General features: G+C 73.0%; 13 protein-coding genes. 10 read left to right on the forward strand and 3 right to left on the reverse strand.

Features of this window, described 5'->3' with window-relative positions:
• Nucleotides 1-24 precede the first annotated feature (24 nt).
• Nucleotides 25-1,566, reverse strand: coding sequence for a flavin-containing monooxygenase (locus BLQ97_RS08720; RefSeq protein WP_217637101.1), 1,542 nt, complete (start codon nt 1,564-1,566; stop codon nt 25-27).
• Nucleotides 1,567-1,677: 111 nt separating this feature from the next.
• On the opposite strand from BLQ97_RS08720, the gene ychF reads away from it, so the two are divergent.
• Nucleotides 1,678-2,751 carry a redox-regulated ATPase YchF gene (gene ychF / locus BLQ97_RS08725; protein ID WP_091365168.1) on the forward strand — a complete coding sequence of 358 codons (1,074 nt, stop codon included), beginning with the start codon at nt 1,678-1,680 and terminating at the stop codon, nt 2,749-2,751.
• A gap of 181 nt (nt 2,752-2,932) precedes the next feature.
• On the opposite strand, the gene BLQ97_RS08730 is transcribed toward ychF, so the two are convergent.
• Complete coding sequence (locus tag BLQ97_RS08730) at nt 2,933-4,105, reverse strand: tyrosine-type recombinase/integrase (RefSeq protein WP_245691981.1); 1,173 nt, start codon at nt 4,103-4,105, stop codon at nt 2,933-2,935.
• 11 nt (nt 4,106-4,116) lie between these two features.
• Between BLQ97_RS08730 and BLQ97_RS08735 the strand changes: the two genes are divergently transcribed.
• Nucleotides 4,117-4,650, forward strand: a complete 534-nt coding sequence (locus tag BLQ97_RS08735; RefSeq protein WP_245691983.1) for a helix-turn-helix domain-containing protein — start codon at nt 4,117-4,119, stop codon at nt 4,648-4,650.
• Between the two features lie 188 nt (nt 4,651-4,838).
• Complete coding sequence (locus tag BLQ97_RS08740; protein WP_245691985.1) at nt 4,839-7,478, forward strand: winged helix-turn-helix domain-containing protein; 2,640 nt, start codon at nt 4,839-4,841, stop codon at nt 7,476-7,478.
• Nucleotides 7,479-7,485: 7 nt separating this feature from the next.
• On the opposite strand, the gene BLQ97_RS08745 is transcribed toward BLQ97_RS08740, so the two are convergent.
• Nucleotides 7,486-8,718 (reverse strand): MFS transporter, encoded by a 1,233-nt coding sequence (locus BLQ97_RS08745; RefSeq protein WP_245691987.1) that lies wholly within the window; start codon nt 8,716-8,718, stop codon nt 7,486-7,488.
• A gap of 266 nt (nt 8,719-8,984) precedes the next feature.
• Between BLQ97_RS08745 and BLQ97_RS08750 the strand changes: the two genes are divergently transcribed.
• The 7 genes from BLQ97_RS08750 (at nt 8,985) to BLQ97_RS08785 (ending at nt 15,722) form a co-directional block, all read left to right on the forward strand.
• A complete protein-coding gene (locus tag BLQ97_RS08750) occupies nt 8,985-9,245 on the forward strand; it encodes a hypothetical protein (RefSeq protein WP_091365174.1) in 261 nt (86 codons plus the stop codon).
• A 28-nt stretch (nt 9,246-9,273) separates the two neighbouring features.
• Nucleotides 9,274-10,041 carry a DUF4386 domain-containing protein gene (locus BLQ97_RS08755; RefSeq protein WP_091365175.1) on the forward strand — a complete coding sequence of 256 codons (768 nt, stop codon included), beginning with the start codon at nt 9,274-9,276 and terminating at the stop codon, nt 10,039-10,041.
• Nucleotides 10,038-11,063 (forward strand): NAD(P)-dependent alcohol dehydrogenase, encoded by a 1,026-nt coding sequence (locus BLQ97_RS08760; RefSeq protein WP_091365177.1) that lies wholly within the window; start codon nt 10,038-10,040, stop codon nt 11,061-11,063. The genes BLQ97_RS08755 and BLQ97_RS08760 overlap by 4 nt, the downstream gene beginning before the upstream one ends.
• On the forward strand, nt 11,060-12,034 hold the full coding sequence (locus BLQ97_RS08765; protein WP_091365178.1) for an ABC transporter ATP-binding protein: 975 nt from the start codon (nt 11,060-11,062) through the stop codon (nt 12,032-12,034). The genes BLQ97_RS08760 and BLQ97_RS08765 overlap by 4 nt, the downstream gene beginning before the upstream one ends.
• Nucleotides 12,031-12,888, forward strand: a complete 858-nt coding sequence (locus tag BLQ97_RS08770; RefSeq protein ID WP_091365181.1) for an ABC transporter permease — start codon at nt 12,031-12,033, stop codon at nt 12,886-12,888. The genes BLQ97_RS08765 and BLQ97_RS08770 overlap by 4 nt, the downstream gene beginning before the upstream one ends.
• Nucleotides 12,889-12,996: 108 nt before the next feature.
• A complete protein-coding gene (locus BLQ97_RS08775) occupies nt 12,997-13,728 on the forward strand; it encodes a DUF4386 domain-containing protein (RefSeq protein ID WP_175471646.1) in 732 nt (243 codons plus the stop codon).
• An 881-nt stretch (nt 13,729-14,609) separates the two neighbouring features.
• A complete protein-coding gene (locus tag BLQ97_RS08785) occupies nt 14,610-15,722 on the forward strand; it encodes a serine hydrolase domain-containing protein (protein WP_091365186.1) in 1,113 nt (370 codons plus the stop codon).
• The last annotated feature ends 222 nt before the right edge of the window (nt 15,723-15,944 follow it).

Below are 15,944 nucleotides of genomic sequence, written 5' to 3' on the forward strand. Positions count from 1 at the left end.
GGGGGAGGGCTCTCCAGGGGTGGGTCAGGCGGGGACGGCGACGGGGACGGGGACGCGGCGCGGGCTGCGCAGCTCGTAGGAGTCCGCGTCGAAGCGCCGCATCAGCCGCAGGAACACCGAGGTGCGGGTCGGCCAGAGGGTGAAGTTGCGACCCTGCTCGTCGCGGTACCAGGAGCGGCAGCCGCCGGCGTTCCACACGGTGCCGGTGAGCTCCTCCTGCAGGCGCGCGTTGTAGGCGTCCTGTGCCGACCGGCGCACCTCGATCGCGCCGGCGCCGGCCTCCTCCACCCGCCGCAGCGCCTCGACGACGTAGCCGATCTGCGCCTCGATCATGATCACCACGGAGGTGTGCCCGAGCGCGGTGTTCGGCCCGAGCAGCAGGAACAGGTTCGGGAAGCCCGCGACGGTGGTGCCACGGTGCGCCTGGACGCCGGAGCGGTCCCACTCCTCGCGCAGCGTCCGGCCCTCGCGGCCGACCAGCCGGTGTCCCAGCGGGATGTCCATGACGCGGAACCCGGTGCCCCAGACGATCACGTCGACCTCGTGCTCGGTGCCGTCGGCGGCGACCACGGCGTGCGGTCGGACCGCGGTGACCGGCGCGGCGACCACCTCGACGTTCGGCTGCGCGAGCGAGGCCAGGTAGTCGTCGCTGACGACCACCCGCTTGCAGCCCAGGGCGTAGTCGGGCGTGAGCCGGGCGCGCAGCTCCGGGTCGGGGACCTGCTGCTCCAGGAACCCGAGCGCCTGCCCCTCGAAGAGCCGCCGCAACCGGCCGGCGCCGGTCCACACGCCGAGGCGGGCCTCGCGGACGACGTACTGGCCGCCGCGCGCCAGCCGCAGGAGACCCGGCACCCGGGCCTGCAGCCGGTGCTCGCGCTCGGAGTAGGCGCGGTCCCGGCGCGGGAGCACCCACGGCGGCGTGCGCTGGAAGACGACCACCTCCGCCGCCGTCCTCTGCAGCTCCGGCACAAACTGCGCGGCCGAGGCGCCGGTGCCCACGACGGCGACCCGCTTGCCGGCGAGGTCGACGGAGTGGTCCCAGCGGGCCGAGTGGAACGACGGGCCCTGGAAGGTCTCGGTGCCGGGCACGTCGGGGAGGTGCGGCTCGACGAGTCCGCCGGCACCGCTGACGACGACGTCTACGGTGAGGTCGCCGCGCGAGGTCTGCAGACGCCAGACCAGCGCGTCGTCGTCCCACCGGCCGGACACGACGTCGGTGTCGCAGTACAGGTGGGGGAGGACGCCGTGGTCGGCGGCGACCTGCTCCAGGTACCGCTGGATCTCCGGCTGCCGGGAGTAGACGTGCGACCAGTCCCGCTTCAGCGCGAAGGAGAAGGAGTAGAGGTGGCTCGGCACGTCGACGGCCGCGCCCGGGTAGTCGTTGTCCCGCCACGTGCCACCGAGGCCCGCGGCCCGCTCGAGGACGACGAAGTCGTCCACGCCGGCCCGCAGCAGGGCCACGGCGGTGCCGATGCCGGAGAAGCCGCTGCCCACGACCGCGACGCGGACGTGCTCGGGGAGCGGGCCGGTGGCGGTGGCGTGCCGCGGCGTCGTCGTCAGGGTCACGGGACCTCCTCGTCTCGGTGGTGTGACGAGCGTCGCACGTGTTTCATCCCCGCCGGCAGGCGCCCACCGTTCGTCGTCCGCCCGCGCGGGCGACCCGTAGGCTGGACTCCCGTGAGTCTCACCATCGGGATCGTCGGGCTGCCCAACGTCGGCAAGTCGACGCTGTTCAACGCGCTGACCAAGAACGACGTCCTGGCGGCCAACTACCCCTTCGCCACGATCGAGCCGAACGTCGGCGTCGTCGGTGTGCCCGACGAGCGGCTGGGCCGGCTGGCCGAGCTGTTCAGCTCGCAGAAGGTGGTGCCCGCGACGGTGTCGTTCGTGGACATCGCCGGCATCGTGCGCGGCGCCAGCGAGGGGCAGGGACTGGGCAACAAGTTCCTCGCCAACATCCGCGAGAGCGACGCGATCTGCCAGGTGATCCGCGTGTTCACCGATCCCGATGTCGTGCACGTGGAGGGCAAGGTCTCGCCCCGCGACGACATCGAGACGATCAACACCGAGCTCGTCCTCGCCGACCTCCAGACGCTGGAGAAGGCCATCCCGCGGCTGGAGAAGGAGTCGCGGAAGGACAAGGAGCGCGCCGCGCTGCTGTCGGCCGCGCAGGCCGCCGTCGAGGTGCTCAACACCGGGCAGACGCTGTTCGCCGCCGGCGTGGACCCCGCGCCGCTGCGCGAGCTGACGCTGCTGACCACCAAGCCGTTCCTCTACGTCTTCAACGTCGACGCCGACGAGCTGGCCAACGAGGAGCTCATCGCGGAGCTGCGCGAGCTGGTCGCGCCGGCCGAGGCGATCCTGCTCGACGCCAAGACCGAGGCCGAGCTCACCGAGCTGCCCGCCGAGGAGGCCGCCGAGCTGCTCGAGTCGATCGGGCAGAGCGAGCCGGGCCTCGACCAGCTGGCCCGCGTCGGCTTCCGCACCCTCGGCCTGCAGACCTACCTGACGGCGGGCCCCAAGGAGGCGCGCGCCTGGACCATCCCGGTCGGCGCCACCGCGCCCCAGGCCGCCGGTGTCATCCACACCGACTTCCAGCGCGGCTTCATCAAGGCCGAGGTCGTCTCCTACGACCAGCTGGTGGAGGCCGGCTCGATGACCGAGGCCAAGTCCCGCGGCTGGGTGCGCATCGAGGGCAAGGACTACGTCATGGCCGACGGCGACGTCGTGGAGTTCCGCTTCAACGTGTGATCTGGCCTGTTTCCGCAGCTCAGCGGCTGGTGAGGGTCCGCCAGTCAACACCCAGTCAACAGGATTTTGACTTCCAGGCCTCCGCGGCCCCGGCGACAGCCGCTGGGAACCCCTGAGAGCAGGCGCACTCCGTCGGTTGGGGGCGCGGCAGACGGGTGCTGGAGGTCGAGCGCCTCATCCGTCAGCGATCTTCGGTACGGCTCCGGTCAGCCTCCGGGCCGCGTGACTCGGCGAGCAGCGCCTGGGCGGCGGCGCGCGTCCGGTCCTCGGCGCTCGGCCACAGGTGCGAGTAGGTCGACAGGGTGGTCGTCGCGGAGGAGTGGCCGAGGGCGCGCTGCACCGTGACGATGTCGCAGCCGGCGGCGATCGGCCCCGAGGCGTAGAAGTGCCGGAGGTCGTGCAGCCGCAGACCGGAGACCCCGGCGGCCGCGGTGGCGGTGCGCCAGCGGTGGCCGACGGTGTTCTGGTGCGGCGGCTGATCACCTTCTCCGGTGAACATCCAGCCGCCGCCCCGGTCCTGCCCGGCGACGTGCGCGGCCAGCATCTCGACCAATCCGGGTGCCAGGAACACGACCCGCTCGCTGCCGTACTTGGGCGGCCGGACCTCGACCTGGCCGCGGCTGGCCCGCTGCACCTGGCGGGTGACGGTGACGGTGCGGCGCAGGAAGTCGACGTCCTCCACCCGCAGCCCGGCGGCCTCACCGAGCCGGAGCCCGGCGAACGCGCACAGCGCGACGAACGGGCGGAAGGCCGGGTCGGCAGCGTCGAGGATGGCGCCCACCTGCGCCGCCGTGGGCAGCGTCATGGCCGCCTGAGGACGACGGCGGCGGGGAAGCGCCACCCCGATGCTGGGATCGGTCGGGATGAGCTTGTCCGCGACGGCGCCACGTAGGACGGCGCGGACGTTGTTCATCCGGGTGTGCACCGTTCCGGCGGCGAGCCTGCGGTTGACCATGCCCTTGGCCCAGCCCTCGATGTGCGAGCGGCGGAGTGATCGCAGCGGCACGTCACCGAAGGGCACGGAGCGGGCGGCGAGCCGCATTGCGAGGACCGTCCCCGGGGCCCACACCTGCCGTTCGGACCAGTCGGCGTAAGACTTGGCGAAGGTGACCCGGCCCGCGCCGGGATCGACATAGCGCCCGAGCACCAATGCTGCGCTCAGGCCGGCCGCGCCGCCGCCGACCACCACCAGGTCGTGAACCTTCGCCTCCATGACGATCACCTCCGCGGCGAAGGTTCGCGGGGCCGCCCGATCCCGACAACGATCGTTGCCATTTCCGGGAAGCGCTGGTGGGCTGGCCGGCATGCGGCACTCGGCGGCGATCGCGGCGGCGCTGGCCGAGGTGGGGGCCACGGCTGAAGCGGGTGCGCACCCAGCGCGACATCACCCTGACCCAGCTGGCCGCCGCCACCGGCATCTCCAAGAGCACGCTGTCCCGGCTGGAGGCCGGGCAGCGCAAGCCCAGCCTGGAGCTGCTGCTGCCGATCGCGCAGGCGCACCGGATCCCGCTGGAGGAGCTGATCGGCGCCCGCGAGGTCGGCGATCCCCGGGTGCGCTTCATCCCGCGGCGGCGCAACGGCCGCATCGTCGTGCCGCTGACCCGCAACCCCGGCGGGCTGCAGGCGTGGAAGACGATCATCCCGCCCGAGCTCGGCGAGCCCGAGCTGCGCACCCATGAGGGCTACGAATGGCTCTACGTGCTGGCCGGACGGGTGCGACTGATCCTTGGCGACCACGACCTCACCCTGGGCCCCGGCGAGGTCGCCGAGTTCGACACCCGGCTGCCGCACTGGTTCGGTCCGGCCGACGACCAGCCAGTGGAGACTCTCAGCCTCCTCGGCCGCCAGGGGGAACGCATCCACGTCCGCGCCGCCCCCCGCCGAACCGACCACGACTGATCCGGTTGCGGCGGGGCGAAGGGCATCGACACCATTCGTCTCCGACTGCCACGATGCGTCTCCGGAGCCGACGGTGTGGCCGGTGACCAGAGTCGTCGACGCCGGGGCTTGGCCCCTCCAGGGAGGCGGTCGCGGTGGGGCCCCTGCTCACGACCAAACTGCACGTTCCGCGGCGGCGGCGTGGCCTGGTGGTGGCCCGACCCCGGCTCAGCGAGCGGCTCGACCGGGGCGGCGACGCGGCGCTGACCCTCGTGTCCGCGCCGGCCGGGTTCGGCAAGACCACCTTGCTCACCGAGTGGCTGGCCACCGCCGACCGGCGATCGACAGCATGGCTGTCCCTCGACGACCGGGACAACGACCCGAACACGTTCTGGACCTACCTCATCGCCGCGCTGCAGACGGCGGTACCCGGCGTAGGGGCCGGCGCATTCGCGCTGCTGCGGGAGCCGCACGCGTCGCTCGACGAAGTGCTCGCCACCCTGGTCAACGAGCTCGACGCGGTCCCCGACGACCTGGTCCTGGTGCTGGACGACTACCACGCCATCGCCACGCCGGAGATCCACGAGCGGATGGCCTTCCTCGTGGAGCACCTGCCCCCGCACGTGCACCTGGTGATCGCCACCCGCGCCGACCCGGCCCTGCCCGTGGCCCGGTGGCGGGCGCGCGGCGAGCTCGTCGAGATCCGCGCCGACGAGCTGCGCTTCACCCCCGAGGAGGCCGCGGCCTACCTCAACGAGGCGATGGGGCTGGCCCTGACCGCCGAACACATTGCGGCGCTGGAGGCGCGCACCGAGGGCTGGATCGCCGCGCTGCAGTTGGCCGCGTTGTCCATGCAGGGCCGCGACGACCCCGCCGGCTTCATCGCTGGCTTCGCCGGCGACGCCCGCTACATCGTCGACTACCTGGTCGAGGAGGTCCTGCAGCGCCAGCCCGATGACGTCCGCCACTTCTTGCTGCGGACCTCCATCCTCAACCGGCTGACCGGCCCGCTCTGCGACGCCGTGGTCGGCCGGGACGGCGGCCGGCCGATGCTCGAGGGCCTCGAGCGGGCGAACCTGTTCCTGGTCCCGCTGGACGACCGCCGCACCTGGTACCGCTACCACCACTTGTTCGCCGACGTCCTTCAGGCGCACCTGCTCGACGAGCAACCCGGCACCGTCCCGGACCTGCACCGGCGGGCAGCGGAGTGGTTCGAGCGCAGCGGCGAGCGGGCCGAGGCGATCGAGCACGCGCTGGCGGCGGCGGACCTGGACCGGGCGGCGGACCTCCTCGAGCGCGTGATCCCAGATATGAACCGGCACCGGGGGGAGGCCACGCTGCGCCGCTGGCTGGAGTCCCTGCCCGACGAGGTGCTCCGCGCCCGGCCGCTCCTGAGCGCCGGCTACGTGGGGGCCTTGATGTCCACCGGAGAGGTACGCGGAGCGGAGGCGCGCCTGGAGGAGGTCGAGCGGTGGCTGGCCGGCCCACCGGGCGGGGCGGACGGCGGCGTCGTGGACGAGGCACGTCGGCGCTTGCCCGGCCAGATCGCCATGTTCCGGTCCGCGCAGGCTCTGGTCTCCGGTGACGTGGACGCCAGCATGCGGCACGCCCGGCGAGCGCTCGATCTCGCGGCGCCGGGAGATCTCGCCACGCGGGGCGGACCGGAGGCGCTGATCGGGCTGGCCTTCTGGACGACGGGCGACCTCGACGAGGGCTACCGCTGGTACGCCCAGGGGATGGCGAGCCTCGACGAGGCGGGCTACGCCACCGACGTGGTCGGCGGCGCCGTCACCCTGGCCGAGATCCGGATCGCCCAGGGCCGTCTCCGCGACGCCATGTCCATCTACCGGCGCGGACTACGCCGCGCCGAGCAGACCGTGCCGGCGCTCAAGGGCGCGGCCGACATGCACGTGGGGATGAGCGAGCTGTTCCGGGAGCGCGATGACCTCGAGGCGGCCCGGGGGCACCTCGTCCGCAGCCAGGAGCTGGGCCCGTCGTCGGATCTGCCCAAGAACGCGTACCGGCGGCGTCTCGCCATGGCGCGTCTCTGCGAGGTGGAGGGTGACCTGGACGGGGCGTTCGAGCTGCTGGACGAGGCCGAGCGCTGCTTCAACAACGACTACTCACCCGACGTCCGACCGATCCCCGCGCTCCGAGCGCGGATGGAGGCTGCGCACGGCCGGCTGGGGGACGCCCTGGACTGGGTCGGCGAACGGGGCCTGTCCGCCGACGACGACCTGAGCTACGTGCGCGAGTACGAGCACGTCACCCTGGCGCGCGTGCTGCTCGCCCGGCACGCCGTGGAAGACGGCGCCGGGGCCTCGCTCCGTGCAGCGACCGGGCTGCTCGACCGGCTGCTGTCCGCGGCGGAGGCCGGGCGCCGGGCGGGCAGCGTCATCGAGATTCTGGTGCTGCAGGCGCTCGCCGCGCAGGCCTGCGGCGACATGCCTGCGGCGCTCGCGGCGTTGCGGCGGGCCCTGTCCCTGGCCGAGGCGGAGGACTACGTCCGGACCTTCGCCGACGAGGGGGCGCCGATGACCGCGCTGCTGCGGTCCGCCGGAGCGTCGGGATCGATCTCGGGTTACGTCCGCCGGCTCATAATCGCCTGCGGTGTCCACGACGACGAGCCCGTCGCCCAGCGTCTGGTGGAGCCGCTGAGCGCCCGGGAGCTCGACGTCCTCCGGCTGCTGGCCACCGACCTCGACGGCCCACGGATCGCCAGCGAGCTGTTCGTGTCCCTGAACACCGTCCGGACCCACACCAAGAACATCTACGCCAAGCTCGGCGTGACCAACCGGCGTGCGGCCGTCCGCCGGGGGCAGGAGCTGGATCTCGTGCGGGGCCGGTGAGGCGGCGTCAGCGCACCCGCCGGACACGGAGGATCGCCGCGCCCGCCAGCGCGGCGCAGGTGCCGGCGACACCGAACAGCACCCCGTAGTCGCCGTCGGCGACCGACAGGACGAACGGAGCCAGCGCGGGCGCGACCGAGAAGGGCAGGGCGCCGGCGATGTTGAGGACGCCGAGGTCCTTGGCGTTGTCGTGGCTCGTCAGCACATCGGCGACGAGCGCGAGGTCGACGGCGGTGTAGAGGCCGAAGCCCAGGCCGCCGACGGCCATGCCGACGAGGTAGCCGTCGAAGCCGGAGGCAATCGCGAGCAGGAACAGCGCCGAGCCGTATACCAGCGCCGCGACGCAGACGAAGGCCTTGCGCCGGCCGGTGCGGTCGGACAGCCGCCCGCCCACCACGGAGGCGACGGCGACGAGTGCGGACTGCGCGAGCGTGCCCAGGAAGATCTGCCGGGGGACGTCGGCCTCGGCGCTGCCCACCTCCTGCAGCAGGTAGTACGCCTGGTAGGTGGTCAGGAACGCGTAGGCCAGGACGAACAGGAATCGGCTGACGAAGGCCCACGCGAAGTCCGGGTTCCGCCGGGGGCTGACGTAGAACGTGCCGGCCAGTTCCCGCAGCGACCACGCCGGCTTCTCCGCCCGGGCGAGCCTGCGGTCGTCGAGCGTGAGGGCGAAGAGCAGGACGAAGAACCCACCGACCGCGCAGGGCACGAGGAACATCGCGAGCTGGTTGCCGGTGACGAGCTGGACCAGGTAGGTGCCGCCCACGGAGGCGACCGGAAGGCACACGCCGAGCACGCCGGACACCAGGCCGCGCTGCGCGGTCGGCACCTGGTCCGGCAGCACCGCCACCATGGCGGCGAGCAGGGCGTTGTTGAGCATCTGGGCCAGGCACCAGCCGGCGAGGACCACCGGGATGCTCGGCGCCAGCGCGACCACGAGGACGCCGAGGGAGCCGCCCAGCAGGCCGATCACCATCCACGGCCGCCGCATGCCCAGCGGTGAAGGGGTTCGGTCGCTGAGCTTGCCGAAGAACGGGTTGGCCACCATGGCCACCAGGCCGCCGACCCCGGTGACCAGCGCCAGGCCCTCCGGCGCCCGTTCGGCGCCGACGAGTGAGTTGATCTTCAGTGCCAGGGTGACCAGGAGGGGCGCCACCAGCACCAGGCACGTGCTCGTGAACCCGGCCGCGTACAGCCAGACGAAGCGCGGGCCGACCCGCTGGGTCGGAGCCGAGCGCACCCCGGGCTCCGCCGCAGGCAGCGGTGGCGGCAGCGGCTCCGGCCCGGCTCCGGCAGCAACGGTGCGGGACACGGGCCGCTCCCTCGACGTGCTGGTCGGTGGTGTCCCCGTGCTGCTGCGGTCCGCGCACCGTAGCCGAGACGGGAGTCGGGCCAACCACGTTCGCGCGTGACGGAATCACCACCTCACTCACATCACGTGGTGATCCCCGCTCCCCACGCCGGCTCCTAGCTTTCGCACATCGACGAGAGAGCGAGCAGCACGTGATGACCACCAACCCGGCCGGCCCGGCGGCCGACTCCCCGCGCTACGAGATCCGGCTACGCGGCCGCCTCGACCCGCGGTGGGCCACCTGGTTCGACGGGATGACCCTCACCACCGCCGACGACGGCACCACCGCCCTGCGCGGCCCGGTGACCGACCAGGCAGCGCTGCACGGCCTGCTGCAGAAGGTGCGCGACCTCGGGGTGCCGCTGCTCTCGGTCACCCCGCTCGACGCGGAGCACCCGCGCACCGCCACCACCTGACCCGCCACCACACCCGAAGGACTCCGCCATGAGCATCAGCGCACCGCCCGCCGCGGCGACCCGACCCGCGAGGACCCGACCCGCGACGGACCCGATGCGACAGACCGCATTCCTCGGCGGCCTGCTGTACGTCATCACCTTCGCCGCCTCGATCCCGGCCGCCTTCTACTTCCTTGCCCCCGTCCTCGACAACCCCGACTACGTCCTGGGCGCAGGGTCCGACGGGCGCGTCATCACCGGCGGCCTGCTCGAGGTGGTCACCGCCATCGCCGGCGCCGGCGCCGCGGTCGTGTTGTTCCCCGTGGTGAGGCGGCAGAACAGCACTCTGGCGCTCGGCTTCGTCGCCTCCCGCCTGCTCGAAGGCGCGATCATCATCATCGGTGTCGTCAGCGTCCTTGCGATCGTGACGCTGCGACAGGACGTCGCCGGAGCGCCCGACGCCGACACGGCCTCGCTGACCACCACCGCCGCAGCACTCGTCGCGGTCCGCGACTTCACGTTCCACATCGGTCCGGGCTTCATGGCGGCCGTGAACGCGTTGCTGCTGGGCAGCCTGATGTACCGGTCCGGACTCGTGCCACGGGTGATCCCGCTGATGGGCCTCATCGGAGCCCCGCTGCTCCTCGTGGCCAAGATCGCGACGGTCTACGGCGTCAACGACGACGCCACCCTGTGGTCGGTGATCGCCCTGGCGCCGATCTTCTTCTGGGAGCTGTCGCTGGGCATCTACCTGGCCGTCCGGGGCTTCCGGCCCGCCGCCGTCGCCGCCCTGCCGACCGCGCAGGCCGTGCGATGAGGGCCGCGGTCTACCGCCGGTTCGGTGGGCCGGACACCGTCCACGTGGCGGATGTGCGGCGGCCGACGGTCGCCCCCCACGACGTCCTCGTCCGGGTGCATGCCAGCACCGTCAGCGTCGCCGACCACCGCGCCCGCAGCCGCGAGGTGCCCCGCGGGCTCGGCCTGCTGGCCGCCGCTGGGATCGGCCTGTTCCGGCCGAAGCACCCGGTGCTCGGCTTCGACGTCGCCGGCGTCGTCGCGGACGTCGGCGCGAACGTCACCACGTTCGGCCCCGGCGACGAGGTGATCGCGATGACCGGCGGGCAGTTCGGCGGGCACGCCGAGTACGCCCGGGTGCCGCAGACCGCCGCGATCGCGCACAAGCCGCGGAACATGACGTTCGAGGACGCCGTCACGCTGGTCTTCGGCGGGCTGACCGCCCGGGGCTTCCTGGGCCAGGCGTTCCTCGGCCCGGGCGCGACGGTCCTGGTGAACGGGGCGTCGGGCGCGGTGGGCACCGCGGCGGTGCAGCTGGCGGCGCACGCCGGGGCGTACGTGACCGGCGTGTGCAGCGGCGCGAACCGCGAGCTCGTCATGTCGCTGGGCGCCGAGCGGGTGATCGACTACACCGCCGAGGACTTCACCGCCGGGCCGGCCGCCTACGACGTGATCGTCGACTGCGTCGGCACCGCCCCGTTCGAGCGAGTCCGGCATCTGCTCAAGCCCGGTGGCGCGCTGCTGCTGGTGATCACCGACCTACCGGGGCTGCTGCGGGCACCGCTGCGCAGCCGGCGGACCGGGCACCTGGTGACCGCCGACGTCGGCACGCCCACCGCCGAGGACCTGGCGTTCCTCGTCGGCCTCGCCGAGGCCGGCTCCTTCCGGGCCGTCCGCGACCGCACCTACGACCTCGGCGACGTCGCCGAGGCGCACCGTTACGTCGACACCGGCCGCAAGCGCGGCAACGTCGTCCTTCGCCTCCGCGGCGAAGAGTCGGCGCCGAAGTCCACCGCCCAGCAGACCGAGGAGGCCTCGTCATGATCGAGGCGCACGAGCTGACCAAGCGCTACGGCGAGAAGACCGCCGTCGACGGGATCAGCTTCACCATCGCCCCCGGGTCGGTCACCGGCTTCCTCGGACCCAACGGCGCCGGCAAGTCGACCACCATGCGGATGATCATGGGGCTGGACCGGCCCACCTCCGGGACGGTCACCGTCAACGGCAGGCCCTACGCCGAGCACCGCTCGCCGCTGAGCGAGGTGGGTGCCCTGCTCGACGCCAAGGCCGTGCACCCGGGCCGCAGCGCCCGGTCGCACCTGCGCACGATGGCCGCCACCCACAACATCCCGTCGTCGCGGGTGGACGAGGTCATCGAGATGACCGGCCTGGCGGCCGTCGCCGGAAAGCGGGTCGGCGGTTTCTCCCTCGGCATGGGCCAACGGCTCGGCATCGCCTCGGCGATGCTCGCCGACCCGCGGACGCTGATCCTGGACGAGCCGGTCAACGGCCTCGATCCCGAGGGCGTGCAGTGGGTGCGCCGGCTCGTGCGCACCCTGGCCGACGAGGGACGGACGGTGTTCCTCTCCTCGCACCTGATGAGCGAGATGGCGCAGACCGCCGACCAGCTCCTCGTCATCGGCCGCGGCCGGATCATCGCCGCGGGCCCGGTGCAGGAGGTCATCGACTCCGTCTCCGCCGCCGCCGTCCGCGTGCGCACTCCACGCGCCGGCGAGCTGGCCGACCTGCTGCAGGCCGACGGCGTCACGATCAGCTCCCCGGAGCCCGGGACGCTCGACCTGCGGGGCATCGACGCCGCCGACGTCGGCGAACTCGCCTGCGCCGCCGGCATCGCGCTGCACGAGCTCTGCCCCCGTAGCGCCACCCTCGAGGAGGCCTACATGAGCCTCACCCAGGACGCGGTCGAGTACCGGTCCGACCTCGCCGCCACGACCTCGGCCGCCACGACCTCGGCCGCCACGACGTCGGCCGTCCCGGAGGAGGGATCCCGATGAGCACGACCGCCGTCGCCGCACCCGTCCCCACGCCGCTTCCGCGTGCCGTGGTCGCGGCCCGCCCCACCTTCGGTGGGGTCGTCCGCGGCGAGCTGACCAAGCTGCTGTCGCTGCGGTCCACCTGGTGGACGCTGGCCACCACCGTGCTGCTGATGACCGGCGTCTCACTGGCCGTGGCCGGCTCGCTGGACTCCATGGCCGCCGACCCCTCGACGGCAGCCGAGCTCGCCGCACTGACCGGCCCGGTGGTCGTCTCCGGCGGCTTCCAGCTGGGCATGCTCGCCATCGCGGTGCTGGGCGCGCTGGTGATGACCGGGGAGTACTCCACCGGCATGATCCGCTCGACCCTGGCCGCGGTACCCACCCGGGTGCCCGTGCTCGCCGCGAAGGCCACGGTGCTGGCCGTGGCCACCGCGGTCGTCGCCACCCTGGGTATCGCCCTGTCCTACCTCGCGACCATGCCCCTGCTGGCCGACCACGACCTCGTCCCGCGTCTCGCCGAGGCCGACACCTGGCGGGTCTTCGGCGGCACCGTCTTCTTCATGGTCGCCGCGGCCCTGTTCGCCCTGGGCGTGGGCACGCTCCTGCGCTCCAGCGCCGGCGCCATCACCGTGGCGTTGTCGGTGCTCCTCCTGCTGCCGACCCTGCTGGTGTTCATCACCCTGGACTGGGTCGAGACGGTCGTCGACTACCTGCCGCTCCCGGCATCGGGCGCCTTCCTCGGTGGCGGCGAGGACTCGCTGTCGGCCGTCGGAGACGAGCTGGCTCCCAGCGCCGGCGTCCTGGTCGTCGCCGCCTACGCGATCGTGCCCCTGATCGCCGGGGCGCTGGCGCTACGTCGACGCGACGCCTGACCCGTCAGATCCCGACACCCGAGCGACTGGGCCGGCGCATGGCCAGCGATTCGGACCCTGCACATCTCGCAAGGCCTCTCCATGACATCGCACACCGAGGAGGACACCATGGACCTGCAACGAACCGGCCGGATCTTCGGGTGGTTGTTCATCGGGACGTTCCTGACGAGCATCCCGGCGCGCCTGCTGTTCATAGACGGGGCGGGCGCGAGTTGGACCGACATGCGGCTCGTCCCGGGAGACGCCTCCACAGCGAGTCTGAAGTGGGGCGCGCTTCTCGAGTTCGGTCTGATCGTCACCCAACTCGGAACCGCTGTCGTGCTGTACCCGATCGCTCGCAGGTACAGCCACACGATCGCGCTCGGCTACGTGAGCGCCCGGACCATGGAGTCCGTCTTCGCCGCCATCGGCCTGATCAGCATGCTGTCGCTGGTGTCGGTGATCAGCGCGATGGACGGGGCGAGCGGCGGCGAGGCGGTCGCACTCCAGGTCCAGGGTGACGGCCTGGCGCACACCTACGAGTGGGCGTTCGAATGGGGGCCGGGACTGGTGGCCGGCATCGGTAACGGGCTGCTGCTCGGCTACCTCATGTACACGTCGGGCCTCGTGCCCCGGCGGCTGGCGCTGCTGGGTCTGGTCGGCGGATCCGTCCTGATCGTCTCAGCCATGCTGATCCTGGCGGGCGTGTACAAGAACGGCGAGGGGCCATCGGGCGTCCTGACGCTCCCAGAGGCCGCGTGGGAGCTCTCGCTCGGGATCTACTGCGCCGCGAAGGGCTTCCGATACTCGAGCGCAGCGGTTACCCAGGCCCACGACCGAGAGCCGCTACCGGCTGCCTGAGAGCCGAGCGAGCTCGAGGTCGGGGCCCTCAGCGCCACGCCGTCCGGCTTGTCCAGTTGGGAGAAGCCGGACGGCATGGCGCTGTCTTGGACAGAGCCGGCAGAACGGCTCGAGACCTCGGACGGCGGGATAGGGACCTCCGCCACTGGCGACCCATGGCTGGAGACGAACGCCACGCCCGACCGCGTGGGCGTCAGTCAACAGCCAGTCAACAAGACTTCCGATCCAGACCACTGCGCACCAATGCCGACCAACAGCGAGACCGCAGGTCAAGGACGACTTTCCAAAGCGTCCAACGAGGATCGTCCACGCTGGACACATTCTGCTTCAACGTGTGAGCCGGGCCCGGACCGTCGACGGCGGTCCAGGGTGGGGCCGCGGGAGCAGCGGACCCGCGAGGGACCCTGCACGTCGCCGTCCCGGTGGAGTCCCGCCACGCGGACCCCACGTCATGCAGCGCACGCGAACGCGTCGTCATCTGCGCACGGGACGACGAGGGATGCGAGGCGCGCGATGGGCACGGGTCAACAGGCAGGGGTCGGGTCCGTCGAGACCGCGGACGAGGCGCCGCACGGGCAGGAGCAGGTCCGCCGGTTGCTGCGGGTGCGGTGCGCGGCCGAGCAGCTGGCGACGGCGCGCCTGCTGGAGCGCTGTGCCGACTCCGCCGCCACGCCGGCACTGGCCGTCCTGCTGCGGGAGCGTGCCGGTGAGCGACGGCGTCGCGGGGAGCGACTCCTGGCAGGGCCGCCGGAAGCCGGTCCCGTGCCCGCGCGGCGGGCGGCGGCGAACACCTAGCCGGTTCCCGGGTCTAGGGGACACGCTCGGGCACCGGCCGTCGCACGTCGGCCCCATCCGGTCCCGACGGAGGGAAGGCACAAGCGATGGCCACGACCCCGACCCGGCCCACCGACCCCGCCGCACTCAACGCCGCCCGCGCCACCGTCGCGTCCCTCATGGCCGGTCACCACGTGCCCGGCCTGTCTGTCGCGGTGACCGACGCCGACCGGCTGCTGTTCGCCGAGGGCTTCGGCGCCGCGGACCTCGCGACAGCCCGGCCGGCCACGCCCGACACGCGCTACCTCTGGTTCTCCATGTCCAAGATCGCCACCGCGACCGTGGCGGTGCGGCTGGCCGACGAGGGCCGGCTCGACCTCGACGCCCCCGTCCGCGACCTCGTCCCCGGCTACGCGGCTCGCTCGGGTGAGCAGCCTCGGGTGCGCCAGCTGCTCGACCACACCGCCGGTGCCGCCAACCCCCTGCCGGTGCGCTGGGTGCTGCCTGCCGCGGCCGGCGACGCCGACGTCTCGGCCGCCACCCGGCGGGTCCTCGACCGGCACGGCCACCCGAAGCGGTCCGCCGGCGGCCCGGCCCGCTACTCCAACCTGGGCTACCTGGTCCTCGCCGAGGTCGTCAGCCACGCCGCCGGCGAGCCGTTCGAGCAGCACGTCGAGCGGAGCCTCCTGCAACCGGCCGGTATGACCGCCACCGGCTACCGCCACCGGGACGGTGCCGACCACGCCACGGGCTACGTGCGCCTGCCCCGACCGGCCACCCCGCTGCTGCGGGCCGCGCTGCCGGCCGGCACCGTCGGCGACCGCCACGGGGCCCAGGTGGCGTTGCGGCCCTTCCGGGTGGCGGGCGCCGGTTACGGCGGGCTGATCGGCCCGGTTCCCGACGCCGCCCGGCTGCTCCGGCTGCACCTGGCCGACGGCGTGGTCGACGGCCGGCGCCTGCTGGCGCCGGAGACCGCCCGCGCCATGCGCACCATCGCGACCCCGGGCCGGCCGTTCGACCTGGGCCTCGGCTGGTTCCGCCGCCCCGCCGACCGGTCCGCCAGGCCGGAGTTCGTCGAGCACTGGGGGACCGGTGGGGGCTTCTGGAACGCCATGCGGCTCTACCCGGGGCTGGGCCTGGGCGTGGTCGTCATGGCGAACACGACCCGCGCCTACGACCACTCCGCGCTGATGAGCGCCCTGCTCCCGGCGTTCACGTGATGAGCGCCCGCGGCCTCCGGTCCCACCGGCGGTCGCGGACGCTCGTCGGGCACGCCGTCCGGAGCCGCGCCTCAGCGCACGGCAGGTGAGGACGGCAGCGCGGCGAGCGCGCGGTGCGGGCGTCGCCGGCGACCAGGCGACGCGTCGGGGCCGGCCGCCACCGGGACCCGACACCGCGCCCTTCCGGAACGGCTCGTCCCTGTGGTGTGCTCCGCTCTCATC

Origin of the sequence: Geodermatophilus telluris (assembly GCF_900102745.1) — a bacterium.
Taxonomy (GTDB): Bacteria; Actinomycetota; Actinomycetes; order Mycobacteriales; family Geodermatophilaceae; genus Geodermatophilus; species Geodermatophilus telluris.